This is a genomic window from Vibrio sp. ABG19 (assembly GCF_029962385.1).
Classification (GTDB): Bacteria; Pseudomonadota; Gammaproteobacteria; order Enterobacterales; family Vibrionaceae; genus Vibrio; species Vibrio ostreae.
Genome location: NZ_CP071708.1, coordinates 3,227,203 through 3,245,566, shown reverse-complemented (window position 1 = coordinate 3,245,566; position 18,364 = coordinate 3,227,203). Strand labels below are relative to the sequence as shown.

General features: G+C 48.1%; 18 protein-coding genes and 1 riboswitch. Of the genes, 8 read left to right on the top strand and 10 right to left on the bottom strand.

All coding sequences use genetic code 11. The features are described 5' to 3' along the window. Nucleotides 1–185: 185 nt before the first annotated feature. The 3 genes from infA to aat form a co-directional block, all read right to left on the bottom strand. Nucleotides 186–404 carry a translation initiation factor IF-1 gene (gene infA, locus J0X00_RS20930; protein WP_006075347.1) on the bottom strand — a complete coding sequence of 73 codons (219 nt, stop codon included), beginning with the start codon at nucleotides 402–404 and terminating at the stop codon, nucleotides 186–188. A gap of 81 nt (nucleotides 405–485) precedes the next feature. Further along, nucleotides 486–1,187 carry an arginyltransferase gene (locus J0X00_RS20925; RefSeq protein ID WP_136484458.1) on the bottom strand — a complete coding sequence of 234 codons (702 nt, stop codon included), beginning with the start codon at nucleotides 1,185–1,187 and terminating at the stop codon, nucleotides 486–488. Between the two features lie 2 nt (nucleotides 1,188–1,189). Beyond that, nucleotides 1,190–1,918 (bottom strand): leucyl/phenylalanyl-tRNA--protein transferase, encoded by a 729-nt coding sequence (gene aat, locus J0X00_RS20920; RefSeq protein WP_282477669.1) that lies wholly within the window; start codon nucleotides 1,916–1,918, stop codon nucleotides 1,190–1,192. Between the two features lie 42 nt (nucleotides 1,919–1,960). Between aat and J0X00_RS20915 the strand changes: the two genes are divergently transcribed. After that, nucleotides 1,961–2,416: a glycine zipper 2TM domain-containing protein gene (locus J0X00_RS20915; RefSeq protein ID WP_282477668.1), complete on the top strand. Its 456-nt coding sequence runs from the start codon at nucleotides 1,961–1,963 to the stop codon at nucleotides 2,414–2,416. A 195-nt stretch (nucleotides 2,417–2,611) separates the two neighbouring features. Further along, nucleotides 2,612–3,898, top strand: a complete 1,287-nt coding sequence (gene aroA, locus J0X00_RS20910; protein ID WP_136484461.1) for a 3-phosphoshikimate 1-carboxyvinyltransferase — start codon at nucleotides 2,612–2,614, stop codon at nucleotides 3,896–3,898. Nucleotides 3,899–3,959: 61 nt separating this feature from the next. On the opposite strand, the gene J0X00_RS20905 is transcribed toward aroA, so the two are convergent. Further along, nucleotides 3,960–4,208 (bottom strand): YciN family protein, encoded by a 249-nt coding sequence (locus J0X00_RS20905; RefSeq protein ID WP_282477667.1) that lies wholly within the window; start codon nucleotides 4,206–4,208, stop codon nucleotides 3,960–3,962. Nucleotides 4,209–4,547: 339 nt separating this feature from the next. On the opposite strand from J0X00_RS20905, the gene topA reads away from it, so the two are divergent. The 4 genes from topA to J0X00_RS20885 all read left to right on the top strand — a co-directional run bounded on the left by topA (nucleotide 4,548) and on the right by J0X00_RS20885 (nucleotide 11,372). Continuing rightward, nucleotides 4,548–7,178: a type I DNA topoisomerase gene (gene topA, locus J0X00_RS20900; protein ID WP_218562964.1), complete on the top strand. Its 2,631-nt coding sequence runs from the start codon at nucleotides 4,548–4,550 to the stop codon at nucleotides 7,176–7,178. 467 nt (nucleotides 7,179–7,645) lie between these two features. Next, nucleotides 7,646–8,866, top strand: a complete 1,221-nt coding sequence (gene glgC, locus J0X00_RS20895) for a glucose-1-phosphate adenylyltransferase (RefSeq protein ID WP_346762936.1) — start codon at nucleotides 7,646–7,648, stop codon at nucleotides 8,864–8,866. Further along, nucleotides 8,856–10,322 carry a glycogen synthase GlgA gene (gene glgA, locus J0X00_RS20890; RefSeq protein WP_282477666.1) on the top strand — a complete coding sequence of 489 codons (1,467 nt, stop codon included), beginning with the start codon at nucleotides 8,856–8,858 and terminating at the stop codon, nucleotides 10,320–10,322. The genes glgC and glgA overlap by 11 nt, the downstream gene beginning before the upstream one ends. 219 nt (nucleotides 10,323–10,541) lie before the next feature. Continuing rightward, entirely contained in the window at nucleotides 10,542–11,372 is an 831-nt protein-coding gene (locus J0X00_RS20885; protein WP_282478336.1) for an alpha/beta hydrolase, read from the top strand. A 35-nt stretch (nucleotides 11,373–11,407) separates the two neighbouring features. Here J0X00_RS20885 and J0X00_RS20880 read toward each other — a convergent pair whose 3' ends face one another. From J0X00_RS20880 to torD, 5 genes are all read right to left on the bottom strand, one after another. Beyond that, complete coding sequence (locus tag J0X00_RS20880) at nucleotides 11,408–11,725, bottom strand: DUF2007 domain-containing protein (RefSeq protein WP_136484467.1); 318 nt, start codon at nucleotides 11,723–11,725, stop codon at nucleotides 11,408–11,410. Nucleotides 11,726–11,740: 15 nt separating this feature from the next. Then, nucleotides 11,741–12,424, bottom strand: a complete 684-nt coding sequence (locus tag J0X00_RS20875) for a TVP38/TMEM64 family protein (RefSeq protein ID WP_282477665.1) — start codon at nucleotides 12,422–12,424, stop codon at nucleotides 11,741–11,743. 213 nt (nucleotides 12,425–12,637) lie between these two features. Continuing rightward, the gene (locus J0X00_RS20870; RefSeq protein ID WP_136484469.1) at nucleotides 12,638–13,228 is read right to left on the bottom strand and encodes a TfoX/Sxy family DNA transformation protein; all 591 of its coding nucleotides are present in this window, start codon (nucleotides 13,226–13,228) and stop codon (nucleotides 12,638–12,640) included. A 117-nt stretch (nucleotides 13,229–13,345) separates the two neighbouring features. Next, nucleotides 13,346–13,430, bottom strand: a riboswitch (cyclic di-GMP riboswitch). 163 nt (nucleotides 13,431–13,593) lie between these two features. Then, on the bottom strand, nucleotides 13,594–14,601 hold the full coding sequence (purR, locus tag J0X00_RS20865; protein WP_282477664.1) for an HTH-type transcriptional repressor PurR: 1,008 nt from the start codon (nucleotides 14,599–14,601) through the stop codon (nucleotides 13,594–13,596). A 339-nt stretch (nucleotides 14,602–14,940) separates the two neighbouring features. Continuing rightward, nucleotides 14,941–15,585 carry a molecular chaperone TorD gene (torD, locus tag J0X00_RS20860; RefSeq protein ID WP_282478335.1) on the bottom strand — a complete coding sequence of 215 codons (645 nt, stop codon included), beginning with the start codon at nucleotides 15,583–15,585 and terminating at the stop codon, nucleotides 14,941–14,943. 245 nt (nucleotides 15,586–15,830) lie between these two features. Here torD and torR point away from each other — a divergent pair, with 245 nt between their 5' ends. Then, nucleotides 15,831–16,538, top strand: a complete 708-nt coding sequence (gene torR, locus J0X00_RS20855; RefSeq protein WP_282477663.1) for a two-component system response regulator TorR — start codon at nucleotides 15,831–15,833, stop codon at nucleotides 16,536–16,538. Between the two features lie 118 nt (nucleotides 16,539–16,656). On the opposite strand, the gene elyC is transcribed toward torR, so the two are convergent. Next, nucleotides 16,657–17,466: an envelope biogenesis factor ElyC gene (gene elyC / locus J0X00_RS20850; protein ID WP_136484472.1), complete on the bottom strand. Its 810-nt coding sequence runs from the start codon at nucleotides 17,464–17,466 to the stop codon at nucleotides 16,657–16,659. A gap of 115 nt (nucleotides 17,467–17,581) precedes the next feature. Here elyC and cmoM point away from each other — a divergent pair, with 115 nt between their 5' ends. After that, nucleotides 17,582–18,364 carry a tRNA uridine 5-oxyacetic acid(34) methyltransferase CmoM gene (gene cmoM, locus J0X00_RS20845; protein WP_136484473.1) on the top strand — a complete coding sequence of 261 codons (783 nt, stop codon included), beginning with the start codon at nucleotides 17,582–17,584 and terminating at the stop codon, nucleotides 18,362–18,364.

Sequence of the window (18,364 nt, the reverse complement as noted above, 5' to 3'; positions counted from 1 at the left end):
ATCGCTTGTGTGAATCATCCGGTTGCCGGTTTGTCAGCTCTTTGCAGAGAGGCATCGTAGCTCTGTAGGGAACTCGCAGACTCAATAGCGGACGAGACAAGCAGGGGAAGACGAGCTGCCCCGGTGGGCCGAAAAACAAAAACGGAGCATTAAGCTCCGTTTTTGTTGCATTCGAAAATCAATGATTAACGAGCACGGAAGACGATGCGCCCTTTTGTCAGGTCGTATGGTGTCATCTCTACAGTCACTTTATCACCCGTCAGGATACGGATGTAGTTCTTACGCATTTTACCAGAGATGTGAGCAGTCACTACGTGACCGTTCTCTAGCTCAACGCGGAACATTGTGTTTGGAAGAGTATCAAGGACCGTACCTTGCATCTCAATTACGTCTTCTTTAGCCATTTAATCCTCTTTAGAAATTAGGCAAATATTAACGGCCGCATTCTGCCGCTAATTAAACAATATGTAAAGTTGGGCAGTATTCTACCCTTGCCAACGCTGATTTACTAGCCTTTGATGACGTCTGAAACGTACTTTGTAGTTCATTGCCGGACATTCATCAATTTGATATCCCAGATAAAGCCACTGTTTATCCAGCTGTTTACACAGCTCCAACTGGGTCAGCACGCCCAACGTGCCCAGCGACAGCGGATGGTCCGGGTCGAAAAAGGTGTAAAACGCACTGGCACTGTGGGGAAGGATATCGGTTATTGCGACGGCCACCAGTTTATCCTGGTGGTATATATGCAAATAGCGGGTATCTAACCAGGCGCTGCGGGCAAATTTATCAAATTCATCTTTACGCGGTGGGTACATGGTACCATCGCGGTGACGTGCTTTGATATAGCGCGAATAGAGACTAAACCAGTTTTTATCCAAATTCTGTTTAAGTTGCCACGAAAATTCGCTACGCATCTTGCTGAGCAGACGCTTTTGGCTTTTGGATGGCACAAAGTCGCTGACCGAGACACGCAGAGCTTCACAAGCGTTGCATGCATCACAGTGAGGTTTATAGATGGTATCGCCGCTGCGACGGAATCCGTTTGCCAGCAGAATTTCATAGTTTTCGGCGGATTGCATTTGGCTGTCGATAGCGACAGCGACACGTTCCATGCGATCTTTGAGGTAACTGCACGGGTGATTACTGGTCAGTCCAATACGAATATTTTGCAGCTCAGAGCTCATGTTTATTCCTCAGTCGTTGTTTGCGCCGGACAAGGCAGCCACTGGGGCTCAAAACAACGTTTGCTTACGTCCTGTTTCTTTAAAGATAGCAACAAATCCATGAAATTGTCGCGGGATAACTCCTTTGCACCCAATGATTTAAGGTGAGGGTTCATCACCTGGCAGTCAATGAGTTCTCCCCGATGAGCGGCAAAATGGTGGCAGAAATGCCATAGTGCTATCTTCGAGGCATTCGGTTTGAGACTGAACATTGATTCGCCGCAAAAGAGCCTGCCGACCTGAATGCCGTACAGGCCACCAATAATTTGCTGGTTGTGCCACACTTCAACGGAATGGCAATGTCCTTGACGCGCCAGTTGCTTATAAGCTTGACGCATTTCGCCATTCAACCAAGTTTCTTCAGGTGTGCGCACGGCGGCACACATATCGATGATATGGGGCGTATTGTGATTAATACTGACGGTATAAGCGTGCTTACGTTGAAATTTTTTCACACTTTTGGCGGCGTTGAATGTCTTAGGATCAAACACAGCACGTGGAGACGGGCTCCACCATAAAATCGGTTCGCCCGGGCCATACCAGGGAAATATACCGTTCTGGTAGCCGTTAAGAATCCGGTTTGGGTGCAGATCGCCACCAAAAGCCAGCAGGCCGTTTGGCTCTTGCAGAGCAAGGTAGGGGGATGGAAAACTAAAATCATCCCTGGCTAACTCGGTGAGATAAATCGTCATAGTAAGCGTTTCCGGTAATCAAGAACCCGACAGGAGTAAAACATGAACAAGTGGATTTGGATCTTATTGATTTTTCCTCTCTTTGCCAATGCTGCCTATCAGCGAAATCAGGCAAGGCCGGTAAATGAGGTGGTGTTTGGTACTGTAGATACAGTACGTTACATCTCTCAGCAGGACATTATCCATTCTAAGGCGAATGGTTGGGAAACCCTGCTTGGTGCAGTCGTCGGTGGTTTGATTGGCCATCAGTTCGGTGATGGGCACGGACGACAGGTTGCGACAGCGGTTGGTGCTATTGCCGGAGCGGGTATCGTCCGTCATCAGGGCGATCAGAGTTATCAGGTTGAATACCGTCTGGTTGAAATCCTGATTAAGACCGAGGATGGCCAATTGATTGACGTTATTCAGGACATTGATAACCAGATGCTGTTTGCCGCCGGTGATCGGGTACGTATCCTCTATTTTAATGACGGAGTGCGGGTTGATAAAGAGATGTGAGACGCGTTTGGTACTGCGTGATAGCGGACAATGTACTGACCCAAGCGTAAACCGTCAGAATTTCATTTCAAAGCCCCGATTAACACTGGCGTTGGGGGGGGATTTTGGTTAGTCTGCGGATACGAAGAATTTTCACTGCCGTAACGATCATTGCACAAGACAGGAGTAGCGGCAGTGCAAGGAAACACAACTTTAATGGAAAGCCTCACTTTACAACCCATTGCAAAAATTGACGGACAAGTGAACCTGCCAGGTTCAAAAAGTGTATCAAACCGCGCGTTGCTGCTGGCAGCGCTTGCTAAAGGCACAACCCGCCTGACTAACCTGCTCGACAGTGACGATATTCGTCATATGCTGAATGCCCTGACTAAGCTGGGGGTGGTATTCCGCCTGTCTGATGACAAAACTGAATGCGAAGTGGAAGGATTAGGTAAGCCGTTTACCGCCACTGATGTGCAGGAACTGTTTTTAGGTAATGCAGGCACAGCGATGCGCCCGTTGGCAGCCGCTCTGTGCCTGGGCGAGGGGGATTTTCTCCTGACCGGCGAGCCGCGCATGAAAGAGCGTCCGATTGGCCACCTGGTTGATGCACTGCGTCAGGCCGGCGCTCAAATCGATTATCTGGAAAATGAAAATTATCCTCCGTTGCGTATCCAGGGTACAGGTCTTCAAGCCGGCAGCGTATCGATCGACGGCTCAATCTCCAGTCAGTTTCTGACGGCGTTCCTGATGTCAGCTCCGCTGGCGCAGGGGCAGATTACCATCAATATCGAAGGTGAGCTGGTTTCTAAACCATACATTGATATCACGCTGCACATTATGGAACAGTTTGGTGTGCAGGTCGTTAATAATGATTATCAGCAGTTTGTGATTCCTGCAGGTCAGTCTTATGTTTCGCCAGGTAACTTCATGGTGGAGGGCGATGCATCCTCGGCTTCTTATTTCCTTGCTGCCGCCGCAATTAAAGGCGGTCAGGTGAAAGTGACCGGGATTGGTAAAAACAGTATCCAGGGTGATATTCAGTTTGCTGACGCATTAGAAAAAATGGGTGCACAAATTGAATGGGGCGAAGATTACGTTATCGCGCGTCGTGGTGAGCTGAATGCGGTTGACTTAGATTTCAACCATATTCCGGATGCAGCAATGACCATTGCGACTACAGCACTGTTTGCCAACGGGACGACTGCGATTCGTAACGTCTACAACTGGCGAGTCAAAGAGACAGATCGCCTGGCGGCAATGGCAACCGAGTTGCGTAAAGTCGGTGCGACAGTGGAGGAGGGTGAAGATTACATTACCATCACGCCACCAGCACAACTGACGCACGCTGCGATCGACACCTATGATGACCACCGCATTGCGATGTGTTTTTCACTGGTCGCATTGAGCGATACGCCTGTCACCATCAATGATCCTAAGTGTACATCGAAGACGTTCCCGGATTACTTCGATAAGTTTGCTCAGCTGAGTCACGCCGAGTAAAATTATTTTAAAAATAGTTACACAAAGTTGTTGATATAAAAGCCTCTTTAAGAGGCTTTTATTATTTTTGCAGCGTAAACTCGTTAGAGAGTTGGTGAGCCAGATATTTAAACATGTTGAACACCGCTGTTGTCTTTTCGGTCGGCATACCGTTTGAATCGAGAAAGTAAGTTCCTTTGAACACCAGAACATCGGCTTTCTCTTCCACACTATCTGCGCGCATGCCCTCGATGTAACTTTCATGCTCTTGAATCAGTTGGTTGGCGATGAGCAGCAGATCGAATTCGCTGATGTGAGTTTTGCTAGTCATAACGTGTCTCCTCGGTAGTCATGTGTTGCCAGTTTAGGGTTGTGACACGCAAATACCATGATCAAAAACAGGAAAAATGAGAATGGTGCATTTGACTAATCTGTGATTTGTTCCATATTTCACCTGTTTGCAGTCGCGCTGCCAAGTAAGTCATTTTAGTATGTGCGGGATTTCCTGCGACGGGTGAGGTTTCGTCGATTTGTCGAGCAAATAAGTGGATTTTTTTAAAAACCTGTTGATCTTCTCTTTATTCGGCTCGATAGTAAAAAAAGAAGCAATATTGTAGAACGTCATGCGATTTACTGTTCGCATAGTGATTAAGGACATTTGAGTCAAATTATGGGTAAATCACTCGTTATAGTGGAGTCGCCAGCCAAGGCCAAAACGATCAATAAATATCTTGGCAAAGACTTTATTGTTAAGTCTAGTGTCGGTCATGTCCGCGATCTGCCAACCGCCGGTCAAAGCACGGCGACGAAAAAGAAAGCCGCACCTGTCTCAACCAAAGAGCTAAGTGCAGAAGAAAAAGCACGCCTGAAGAAAGAGAAGGACCGTGCTGCACTGATCAAGAAAATGGGTATTGACCCATACCATGATTGGGAAGCCAACTACCAGATTCTACCCGGCAAAGAAAAAGTCGTTGCCGAACTGCAAAAGTTAGCGAAAGACGCAGACAGCGTTTATCTCGCAACCGATTTGGACCGCGAGGGAGAGGCTATCGCTTGGCACCTTCGTGAGATCATCGGTGGCGATGAAGAGCGATATAAACGTGTTGTGTTTAACGAAATCACTAAAAACGCCATTCAGCAAGCTTTCCAGCAGCCTGGAGAGTTGAACATGGCTGGCGTGAATGCTCAGCAGGCCCGTCGTTTTATGGATCGCGTGGTGGGCTTTATGGTGTCACCTCTGCTTTGGAAAAAAGTGGCACGAGGCCTATCAGCCGGTCGCGTTCAGTCTGTAGCGGTAAAACTGTTGGTGGAGCGTGAGCGCGAAATTAAAGCGTTTGTACCGGAAGAGTTCTGGGATATCCACGCTGACACTCTGACACCGGGTCACGAAGCATTCCGTCTGTTGGTGGCTCAGAAAGACGGTATGGCCTTCAAACCGTCTAACGAAACCGATGCCATGGCTTCGGTAGCTGCGCTGCAAAAAGCGCGCTACGAAGTGTGTAAGCGCGAAGACAAGCCAACCAGCAGTAAACCGTCGGCGCCGTTTATCACCTCAACCCTGCAGCAGGCGGCCAGTACGCGTCTGGGCTACGGTGTTAAGAAAACCATGATGCTGGCTCAGCGTTTGTATGAAGCGGGTTACATCACTTATATGCGTACCGACTCGACTAATCTGAGTTCAGAGGCGGTAGGCGCGGTACGTGACTACATTACCAGTGAATTTGGTGATGCCTACCTGCCTGGTAAGCCGAACGTGTACGGCAGCAAAGAAGGTGCTCAGGAAGCGCACGAAGCGATTCGTCCTTCAAGCGTGTCCGTTAAAGCGGAAGACCTGGAAGGGATGGAAGCGGACGCTCACAAACTGTATGCACTTATCTGGAACCAGTTTGTCGCTTGTCAGATGACGCCGGCCAAATACGATTCAACCACCGTCAGCGTTAAAGCGGACGAGTACACGCTGAAAGCGAAAGGTCGTATTCTCAAATTTGATGGCTGGACTCGCGTACAGCGTCCTCTGGGTAAAAATGAAGACCAGATTCTGCCAGCGGTCCAGGTTGGTGAAACTCTGGCTCTGGAAAAACTGGATCCGAAACAGCACTTTACTAAGCCGCCGGCACGTTACACCGAAGCTGCGCTGGTTAAAGAACTGGAAAAACGTGGTATCGGCCGTCCTTCAACCTACGCATCCATCATCTCGACCATTCAGGATCGTGGCTACGTCAAAGTTGATCAGCGCCGTTTCTACGCTGAGAAGATGGGTGAGATCGTGACCGACCGCCTGGATGACAGTTTTGAAGATCTGATGAACTACGATTTTACCGCCCGCATGGAACAGAAACTGGACCAGATAGCGGAAGGTGAAACCAACTGGAAAGGTGTGCTGGATAACTTCTTTGAAGACTTCAGCCACAATCTGGAACAAGCTGAGCAGGATGAAGATCACGGCGGTATGAAGCCGAACCATATCGTGATGACCGATATTCTTTGCCCGACCTGTGAGCGCCCGATGGGGATTCGTACGGCCTCGACCGGTGTGTTCCTGGGGTGTTCCGGTTATGCGCTGCCACCGAAAGAGCGTTGTAAGACAACGATCAACTTAGGCGATGAAGAGGGCATTATCAACGTTCTGGAAGAAGACGTTGAAACCGCTGCACTGCGTGCCAAGAAGCGTTGTCCTATCTGTGAAACCGCAATGGATGCGTACCTTATCGATGATAAGCGTAAGTTGCATGTGTGTGGTAACAACCCGAACTGCGACGGCTACATTGTTGAGAAGGGTGAGTTTAAGGTGAAGGGCTACGATGGCCCTGTGGTTGAGTGTGACAAATGTGGTTCTGATATGGTGCTGAAAAACGGCCGTTTCGGAAAATACATGGATTGCACCAGCGAAACCTGTAAGAACACACGTAAGATTCTGAAAAACGGAGAAGTGGCACCGCCAAAAGAAGATCCGGTTCACTTCCCTGAGTTACCGTGTGAGAACTCAGATGCGTACTTTGTTCTGCGTGATGGCGCGTCAGGTCTGTTCTTTGCGGCAAGCAACTTCCCGAAATCACGGGAAACCCGTGCGCCGTTGGTAGAGGAGCTGGCGAAATACAAAGATCGTATTTCAGAGAAATTCCATTATCTGGCCGATGCGCCGACTCATGACCCGGATGGTCGTCCGGCAGTGGTCCGCTTCAGTCGTAAAAGTAAAGAGCATTACGTACGTACTGAAGATGACGGCAAACCGTCAGGATGGACGGCGCTGTTTAACGACGGTAAGTGGGAAATCACGGATAAGCGTAAGAACGCCAAATAACGAGTTATTGTAAACCAGCGTGTTACACATATCTGCAGGCAGCCAATCGGCTGCCTTTTTTATCATTGTTATACCGGGTAAAAGTGAGTTTGTGTCGCAATTTTCTGACCTGGTTATGAACATCGTCACTTGACGGTATCCTCTGTCACATTTCACTCCTACACTGCTGGTTGAATGTTCGTCACTTTAGGCGAAAGCCGTAACGGAATTGTTAGTTTTTAGGTAGTAATAACCCTCTGTTTTGTGAGCGTTATTAGGTGTTGGAAACGCAACAACAGATTCCATTAGAGAATGCTGATTCCTGAATTGTATTCCTGTACGGTTTAGATAAAGTAGATAACCAACTGGTTGCATTTTGCGTTTCCCCACGTATCTGCTAGCTGTATCTAATGTTACCGGTTGAAAGGAAAACGCCGTCATCCCCCACTTTTCAGATATGACGAGCGCAATACAAAAAATGGAGAATAATAATGACTGGTGTACTAGGTATGATTTTAGCCGGTGGCGAAGGTTCCAGACTGATGCCGCTGACCGCTTCCAGAACCAAACCTGCCGTGCCGTTTGGTGGCAGTTACCGATTGATTGACTTCGCGCTGAATAACTTCGTCAACGCGGATATAATGCGTCTCTACGTACTGACGCAGTTTAAATCTCAATCACTCTACCTGCATATGAAAAAAGGGTGGAATGTCTCCAGTATTCGTGACCGTTTTATTGATACCATTCCTGCCCAGATGCGCGATGGCAAACGCTGGTATGAAGGCACGGCAGATGCTATTTATCAGAACCTGCGTTTTGTCGAAATCTCAGAGGCGGATCAGGTGTGTATTTTTGGCTCTGATCATATCTACAAGATGGACATTCGTCAGATGCTGGATTACCACCGTCGTCAGGAAGCTCGTATGACTGTTGCTGCGATTCGTATGCCTATTTCGCAGGCATCCTCGTTCGGGGTTATCGAAGTCAATGAAGAGGGGCTGATGGTTGGCTTTGAAGAGAAACCTGAATGCCCTAAATCCATTCCGGGTCAACCGGAGTGGGCGCTGGTATCAATGGGGAACTACATTTTTGATACCGAAATTTTATGCGACGAATTACGTCAGGATGCCGCGAACGCAAACTCCAGTCATGACTTTGGTAAAGACATCATTCCGAAGATGTTCCCGGAAGGCGGAGTGTACGTGTACGATTTTTCTACCAATAAAATCAAGGGTGAGAAGGAGTCAAGCTACTGGCGCGATGTGGGTACGATAGAGTCTTACTGGTCAGCGCATATGGATCTGCTTGATAAAGAGCCGCCATTCTCTCTGTATAACCGTAGCTGGCCGCTGCATACCTATTATCCACCACTGCCACCGGCTACCTTTGTCGATGTTGGGGATAAGAAGGTCACCATTAAAGACAGCCTGGTATCAGGCGGCAGCTACATCCAGGCTTCGAAGATTTATAAGTCGGTTTTGGGGTATCGCAGTAACATTGGCACTGGCTCTTACATTAGTGAATCTGTTATCTTGGGAGACGTGAAAATTGGTGCAGGCTGCACAGTTAAGCGCGCCATTATCGACAAAAATGTGGAGATCGCCCCAGGGACTGTTATCGGCGAAGACTTGGAATTGGACAGACAACGTTTCCATGTGTCCGACGAGGGGATCGTTGTCATAGCAAAAGGAACAAAAGTTGGATTCTAACCTTGAACACATTAATGTTTGGTTTGTTGTATCAGAAGCCGAAGGGTTGGTGAAGAGTGGTGGCTTAGCGGATGTCGCTAAGGCACTGCCTAAAGCACTGGCTGAACTTGGCCACCAGGTGGCGATTGTACTGCCTGGGTATCGCACAGTTGCAGACAAAGATTCAGCTCCGGTGATCCTTGATACCGAACTGACCCATTGGCCGCATATCCGTTATCAGGTACGCCAGCGTGAACTCGATGGTGTGCCGGTCTATCTTATCGATTGCGACCAGTATTTTGACCGTCCTCAGCTTTATGCTGAGGGCAACCAGGCGTATCCGGACAATGGAGAGCGTTTTGGTTTCTTCTCTTCCGCCTGTCTGGACGTACTGCCTAAACTGGGTATCAAACCGGATATTATCCACGCTAATGACTGGCATACCGGTCTGGTTCCTTTTTTGCTCAAAACCCGCTATCAGGATGATGGGTATTTTGAGGATGTAAAGAGTGTCCTGACCATCCACAACGCCATCTTCAAGGGGATTTTTTCTTACCATCAGCTGGAAGTTATCCCGGAACTGAATTTATCGGGCATGGAATTTCTGCAATATGGTCATGATCACATCAGCATGTTGCGCGCCGGTATTGCGTTTGCCGATAAGATTAATGCGGTTAGCCCGAACTACGCATCGGAGTTGCTGACACCACTCGGCTCGCACGGTCTGGTTGATGATTTTGTCCATCGTGCCCGTGATTTGCACGGCATTGTTAATGGCTGTGACTATTCAGAATGGAATCCGGCAACCGATAGCTACCTGCCTCAGACATACACAGCCGAAACGGATTCTTTGCTTGCCGGTAAAGCCGCCAGCAAAGCCGCATTGCAAACTGAACTGCAATTACCGCAACGCGATATTCCGATGTTTGGCATGGTGTGCCGTCTGACTCATCAGAAAGGCTTTCACTACATTCTGCCAATTATTGCGCAGTTCCTGCGTAATGACGTGCAGTTGGTGATTGTGGGGACTGGTGAGCCTGAAGTTGCGGCTAAGCTGCATAAGATTGCCGCAGATCACGCTGATAAGTTTGCGTTTGTCGAAGCCTACAGCAACCGGTTTGCCCACCTGGTCGAAGCTGGCTCAGATTTCTTCCTGATGCCATCAGAGTTCGAGGCCTGTGGTCTGAACCAAATCTACAGTATGGCTTACGGTACCTTGCCTATTGTACGTGAGGTTGGCGGGCTGAAAGACACAGTACATGATTATGACAAGTACCCGCATGAGGCGACCGGTTTTGGCTTTCAGGAGCCGTCACCTGAAGCTCTGCTGATTACAATGCAACGTGCTTTGCTGTTTTACCTGCAACATCCCGATGAGGTGCTCAAAGTGCAGCAGCGCGCGATGGGCACCGATTTCAGCTGGAGCGAGTCGGCGCTGGAATATGTCAAGATGTATCGTCTGGCCCGGTTTGATTAACCCGACGCAGATAAAGGCCGATATCCGTCTTTAAAGAGCTGCCCGGTTGCACTGCTGTCAAAGCAGAGTTCGGATATCTGGTGTTGAATCGACAAGGTTTATGAGCGGAATATGAAAGCATTCCGTTTTTTTATGGTAAGTGGTTTATTTTGTGCACAGTTGTCGGTGTTGGATGACTTACGCTGGCGCAGATTATGGTAGTCTGTGCGCGAGTGATTACTGAGCCTGTTACTAATGTCTGACAACATTTTGTTCCATAAAACGTATCTGCATCCATTCAGCTCGGAGTGGGTGGTATTTGTGCATGGTGCCGGAGGCAGTTCGTCGATTTGGTTCAAGCAAATTAAAGCCTATAAACAGCACTTCAATTTATTGCTGATTGATCTGCGCGGGCATGGTAAGTCCGGCAAATTGCTCAAAGAGTTAATCTCTCATCGTTATACCTTCCACTCCGTGACTCAGGATGTCCTGTGTGTGTTGGATCACCTGCATATCCGCACCGCTCACTTTGTTGCTATGTCTTTGGGGACCATCATAGTGCGTAATATTGCGGAAGTGTCGGCTGAACGGATTTCGTCTATGGTGCTGGGCGGGGCGGTTACCCGCTTTAATGCCCGCTCTCAGATACTGGTTCAGCTCGGACGCCTCGGCCAGCACATCATTCCCTACATGTGGCTGTATCGTTTATTTGCCTACATTGTCATGCCGCAGCGCAGTCAGAAAGAGTCACGCCACTTGTTTATTCGTGAAGCGAAAAAGCTGTGTCAGAAAGAGTTTAAACGTTGGTTTACTCTCGCGGCTGATGTCAATCCGCTGATGGGCTATTTCAAACAGAAGGACAGTGCGATTCCTACGCTCTATCTGATGGGAGAGAAGGATTATATGTTTATTCAGCCGGTCAAAGAGATGGTTGCTGCGCACCGTCACAGTGAATTATACCAGATACCTGATTGCGGTCATGTGTGTAACGTTGAGCAACCTGAGCACTTCAACCAGGTTTCAATTGGTTTTATTCAGCAGCATGTTGTTACTTCGCCTTGCATTACCTGAGATAGCTTGTGCACATCTGACGATGATTGTTCTCGCTACTCTTGGTCAGCTTTTCCGCACTGCCAGCAGAGGGCAAATTGCGCGTCATTCATTTCACCACAATAGTGACAACGCCATGCCGCCGTTTTGCTGTCGGCAGCCGGACGTGTGTATTCTTCAATCAGTGCTTGGGCCTGTGCCAGCTGTTCAGGATGAAAGAGCCAGATATACGGAGCAGTATCATCATTGAGCGGCAATTCGCCGCGCAGTCCAAACAATCCTTCACCTCGTACATCACAGATTATTCCTGCTTGCTTGAGTAATTCGCATAATAAGTGTGCGTCGGTTGGGTTAGCGGCAATGAATATTTTCATAGACTGTACATCCGGTTAAGTGGCATCGGAGCGACGATGGGGAAGCTTATTGAGCAGCCACTTCATTAGCAATGGGAATACCCCCAATAGTGCAAAAGCCAGCAGCACGGAAGGCGAGACGATACCTGCCAGTGAGTCTATTTGGGCAAGCTGAGTGCCGGCATTCAGATACACCGCAGTGCCAGGCAGCATTCCTAATTGGCTTACCCAATAATAACGGGTGGCTTTGATGGATGTCAGCCCCATAAGTAAGTTAATCAGAAAAAACGGAAACACCGGGATCAGGCGCAAGGAGAACAGGTAAAAGGCGCCATCACGATCCATACCGCGGTTGATGGTTTCCAATTTGGCCCCAAATCGCTTTTGCACCCATTCACGCAGCAGAAACCGACTGCTGAGAAAAGCCAGTGTGGCACCCAGGGTACTGGCAAATGAGACCAGCAGCAGGCTTAACCAAAAACCAAACAGCGCGGCCCCCAGTAGTGTGACAACCGCTGCGCCCGGAATAGATAATGCTGTGATCACCAGATAGCTGAAGAAATAGAGAGCGGCGGCTGAAATTAAATGGCTCTGAATATACTCATTGAGTAATGATTGCTGTAATTTCGCATTCTCCAGAGTCAGGGAAGGGCCCAATACAATACTGGCTGATAAGATAATCCCGATAAGCAGAATTCCCCAAACCCACTTGCGACTCATATGTGCTCCTGATGGTGATAACCTGAAAGATAAATAGCGATGTTTTGCTAGATAATTAGTGAGACAGGTTTTATCGTGTTTTTCTTTCACCGTAAACCAAATTTCACCAAAAGCCATATTTCACCCAAAACAAAAAAGTTTCACCCAACAACAAAAAAAGCACCCGCATTTGCGAGTGCTTTATTAAGTGAAGTTGCTCTGATTTTTAAGGGATTAAGACAAACGTTGTAACAACTCGTCGCGACGTGCCTGAGGGATTACTGACCAGTGCTTGCCCTCTATCGCGCCTTCCAGTGCCCACAGAAGTTCCAAACCGACATCTGAAGAATGTGACTGTCTAACGGCTTTGTAAGCTTCTACGGCACCTTTTTCCTGCAAGTCTTCAACGCTTTGAATGCCGGCTTTTTTCAGCATCCGTTCTGTCGCTAATCGCAGGTTAGGTAAGTCTTTTAAACGATCTGGTTTTGCCTGGGCTTGTGTTTCCCGTTCTGCTTTTGCAACGGCAAGTGCAGCTTTAGCATCTTCCAGAATACGTCCGGTGTCTGACCAACAGTCTTCCGGTAACGCAAAATATTTGGTTACGACCGGGAAACCCCGCTTCTTATAAACATAGGGTTCGAAACCTTGTTGCTTAAATTTTGCAGTTGAAGCGTCGTCGGCACGTATGTGTAATTTATCATTAACTACTAATGCGAACATGGTGTCATCGACAAAAATGCCGAATCCGCCGAACATTGAACGAGATTTAACGCGTCCTAATTGTTCGAATAGCCGCATTGAATCTTTAAGTATTGGTTTATCCATGCTTTAAGTCTCGGTGTATTAATTAATACGCCACCAAAATCAGGTCCGAGAGAGTAGCAAAAGAATGCAGTATGTGTGTCAGTAGGGAGTCAACTTCGTAATTAATGCATTTTTGCCATCGGTAACCCCGCTACCTACCAGAAACTGGTTCAGGCCGGAGGCTTTGCGTCCCACCTTTTCAGATGGTTTGCCCTGTGCGTGACATCTCCTTTTTATCAAAGGATGATTAAATCATTGAATGAGTATCACATTTACAGCCTGCAAATGTGATACTCATTCTAAAGTTTATATTTAACGGGTGCAACAAAATTAACACAACTAACGCGTGCTCATATGGGATGCGATGCGTATTTTCGATAAAGCCCTTATTTTGTTAAGTTTTTTACCGTATCTCGTACTACAATTTCCGGATGCATCTCGAATACACGGCGCTCGTGTTCTTTATCCTTGATGCGCTCCAGCAGGATCTCAAATGCGTTTTTACCCACACGACGTTTTGGCTGGTGGATAGTCGTCAGCGGTGGTGAGAAATATTCGGCTAATTCGATGTTGTCGTAACCAATCACAGACATATCATCCGGTACACGTACACCGCGTTGTTGCAGACGGCTGATCAGACCCAAAGCCATGGTGTCATTGAAACAGAACACGGCAGTTGGTCGCTTATCCATGGCAATCAACTTGTCTGCCGCCAGTACAGCGGTATCACATTCGAAGTTACCTTCCAGGATCCAGTCTTCACATACCGGCAGATTGGCTTCAGCCATCGCACGACGGAAGCCCGCAATACGTTCCTGACAAGCCGCTTTGACAAAATGGCCGCTCAGACAGGCTATATCCTGATGTCCATGGTCAATCAGATATTTTGTCGCGAGGTAACCCCCTTCTTCTGAGTTGTCCATGATTTTATCGGCCTGAGAAGTTTCCGGGCCCCAGTCCATGATCACTTTCGGAATGTCTTTATGTGCTTCAAGCATTTCCAGCAGTTCTTCGGTCAGATCCGAACACATCACCAGCATGCCATCAACACGCTTTTCTGCCAGCATGCGGATGTAGTCACGTTGCTTTTCATAGATGCCGCCGGTGTTACATAAAATCAGCGTGTAACCCTGCCGGTAGCAGTAACTTTCTACGCCATCGATCACTTCTGAGAAAAACAGGTTGGTTGACTGGGTTACCAGCATACCGATCGTACGGGTGGTGTTGCATTTTAAGCTGCGAGCTACGGCACTTGGTGCATAATTCAGCTCTTTTACCGCTTCCATCACTTTTTCTTGTGTAGCTTCTGCAACGAAACGGGTTTTGTTAATTACGTGAGATACGGTTGTTGTTGAAACGCCGGCCAGGCGAGCAACGTCTTTAATCGTAGCCATAGGTTTGTCCTGTCGATGACTGCCGATGCAACAATATTGTGTCATGAACGGTATACGTCATGATGGATGTTGCCCGTTGAGCAGTATATCCCGCCGTTCGGGGGAAGCCATGCTCAGGTTCAGCAGCGGTTAGGCTTTTACACAAAGTGAAGCCTATAAGTAGTAAAAACACAAAAACCGCCCTTAAACAGCGGTTTGCATCTTAACGTTGTATTTTATCGTTTGCGGCCAAGATTCTAGACTGCAACGCTCTAAGTCGCAACGAAATTCATCGGATGAGTCTAAATTATCATCACTAAATCGGACCGGTTAGGTCACCTAAAGCGCTATAAAAGCCTGTTACTCGTTGGTGAGATAGGCTAAGTCGAGTTTTAATAACGCAACCAGCAGGTCAGTGACGGCCGCGTAAAATCCGAAGGTGTCATGCTCACGGCACCGCTGGGCAAATTGTGGCACCCAATTGATTAAACTGTTCTCGATAAAAATGGCCTGTTCAGCGAATGCCTGCTCCATATGGACCGGTTTCTCCAGCTCATTGCTGCGCATGATCATATGGCCGAGAAAGTCGAGTTCCACCGCGATGTGATCGGCAGGTTGCGTCGGTGAGGGATTAGCAATGCCGGCGGCTTTCATCAGCTGCGCCATTTCTGACGCAGCTGTGTCATGGCCGGGAGTGGATGTGTTGTTGTAATGAGAAGCGCAGGGGATAGGCGCTTGAGGTTGGATCCCCTGAAACAAACGGCAAAAATCGGCGGCGAGCTCAAATTGCGCGTCCTGTCTTTCCAGTAATCGGTTAAGGGCGCTGATGATGTTGCGGACGGCGGGCTTGAGTTCGTCATTTTCACCTAATCCGGAAAGGAAACCACGAATCTGCGGAGAATGATATTGGGCCAGCTCTTTGGCGCTCAGTTCCTGGTTGAATAAACTGGATAACCACCAATAGAGTTCGGCGCGTTGATCATTGAAAGCTTTCAGTTCTTGCATGTCTTGCATGGTCAGACTCCGGCTGCGTGTACTTGTAGTAAGTCTAATCAATAATCATCAATAGTAATAATGCGTTAAGTGAAAAAACGGTTAAACAAAATAGGTTTTGTTGTTTGTGGGGAGAAGCCATTGCTGTCAGAGCTTGTCTTGAATCAATAAAGGCGTGGATTTTTGCCGTGAATGCTAGAATTGCCATTGGCAATATTTAAAATTGGTTGCATCGTTTTTATGGGTCCAATTATGCCATGAGCAATCATATTCTTGTTGTTATTGACGATGATGTGACACGTAATACCCTGGTTGGTTATTTTGACAAAGAAGGATATCGGGTTTCACAAGCCAGTGATGCTGCGGGATTACGGGCGATATTCACACAACATCATGTGGACATTTTGATCCTGGATATTAATGTATCCGATGAGGATGGTCTGCTGCTGACCAGAGAGCTGCGCGGGGAATCAACCGCCGGTATTATTTTGCTGACTGGCCGTGTCGACAGTATCGACCGGATTATCGGCTTAGAGATGGGCGCTGACGACTGTATTACGCATCCGATAGCCTTGCGTGAGCTTTTAGCCAGAGTTAAAAATCTGCTGTGGCGGGTCTCTTTGATGGCTGGAGATATGGTCTCTGAAAGTGTGCTCCCGCCTGGAACGGTTTCCTTTGGGGACTGGCGTTTTGATATAGCCCGGCGCGCGCTCTTCTATGATGACAAGCCGGTGCGACTGACCAAGGCCGAGTATGAGCTGCTGGTCGCTTTGACTTCTTGTCCGAATCAGGTGCTCAGCCGGGAGAAAATTCTTAATCTGCTCAGTCATCGGGTGGATATGCCAAATGACCGAACGATCGATGTTCTGATTCGTCGTTTACGCGCCAAAATAGAGTTTGACCCCAAGAACCCGCAAATTTTTGTCACAGTGCATGGCGAGGGCTACATGTTTGCCGGTGACTAATACTTTTGTCAGTGGTTAACCCTAAGGTGAGGCGTGATGTAACCAGCCTGTCAGTAGGAGTCATTCACTAGTGAGTAAAAAGACCAGCCTGAAGCTGGTCTTTTTATTGTATCTGCCATTATTCCAGTGTGGTTTCAGAACCTTGTAGCGGAGCGGTTTGCTGATGTCCCGCTACCCAGTCCCGCAGAGATTGCCAGATAAGCCCCATACTTTCGTACCAAAAGCGTTCAGTCTGCTCGAGATAGAGTGCTTTGGGCGTGTACTTGTCCCATGGCTGGGTAATATTGCTCTGTGCCAGATAATTAGTCGGTGCAGGGATCGGTTGCAGACCGGCAGAGTGAAACTCGTTCAGCGCCCGCTGCATATGACTGGCGGACGTCACCAGAACCAGGGTTCTCTGCTGCACAAACGCCGCAGCCTGACGTGCTTCCTCCCAGGTATCCTTGGCGGTTTCCAGCAAGATGATATCTGATTTAGGGACGCCAAGCGCTAACGCTACACGAGCCAGCATGCGCGCATGACTGAACTCACTGCCGCCTGCATAACCAGACAGTATCAACTTAGAGCCGGGATACATCCGCATCACCCGAATCCCCTCACTCAGGCGCATTAATGCCGCCCGGCTCAGTTCGGATGTCGGCGGAATCTGGTCATCAACCACATGGCCATTACCCAGCACCATGATGTAGTCAACGGTGCCATCCACCGGTAAAAAAGCCGTGTACTGACGCTCAAGCGGCATCAGCAAACGACTGGAGACCGGCTGAAAAGAGATCAGAAAAATACCGGACAGGGAGAACAGTACAACAAGGCATCCGGTTTTGCGTTTGGCCGTGAACATGATCAGCATCAGGCCCACAAAACCAATCAGCAGCAATGCCGGAAGTGGCATCATTAAAGAAGAAACAATTTTTTTCAGCTCAAACATAAACAAATAGTCCGAAAAAACAGCACTTGATAATAAAAAGGGCTAAAAGCCTCTTTATTCCTGCCATTCCTATGACAGAATAGCAGCACGATTTATTATCATAACGCATGCTACAGTGACAGAAGATCGCAATTTCGACGATATTGCCCACAAATTTGCAAAAAACATATACGGTTCTGACAAAGGCGAGATTCGCCAAGTCATTGTTTGGGAAGATTTACTCCAACTGTTAACGCATTTTGATGGAATAAGCAAACCTTTGCACGTTTTAGATGCAGGAGGCGGTCTTGCTCAGATGTCTCAAAAACTGGCCCGCCTGGGCCATCGCGTTACCTTGTGTGATCTGTCTTCTGAAATGCTGCAACTGGCAGAGAAGGATATTGCAAATAACGGGTTGCTTGAGCAGTATCGCTTGGTTCATTCACCGGTACAGTCAGTACAGGAACATTTATCAGAACCGGTGGATATTGCCATGTTCCACGCTGTGATGGAATGGTTGGCTGATCCAAAAGCTGCACTGGACAACCTGCTCGCTCAGGTAAGACCGGGTGGCATGGTCTCGGTGATGTTTTACAACTATCATGGCCTGGTCTACAAAAACGCCGTGTGTGGCAATATTCCGCATGTCCTTGATGGCATGCCACATCGTAAAAGATTTAAACTGCAACCGCAGCAAGGGCTTATCCCGATCGATGTTTATCAGTGGATAGAAGCGGCCGGATTTGAGATCTGCGGTAAGTCAGGCATTCGCTGTTTTAGTGATTACATCGGTAACATGAAAAACATGGGCGAATACCAATATGAGGATGTGCTGGCCCTGGAGCAGAAATTTTGCCGTCAGGAGCCGTACCTCTCATTAGGCCGATACATCCATGTATGGGCCCAGAAAAAACAATAA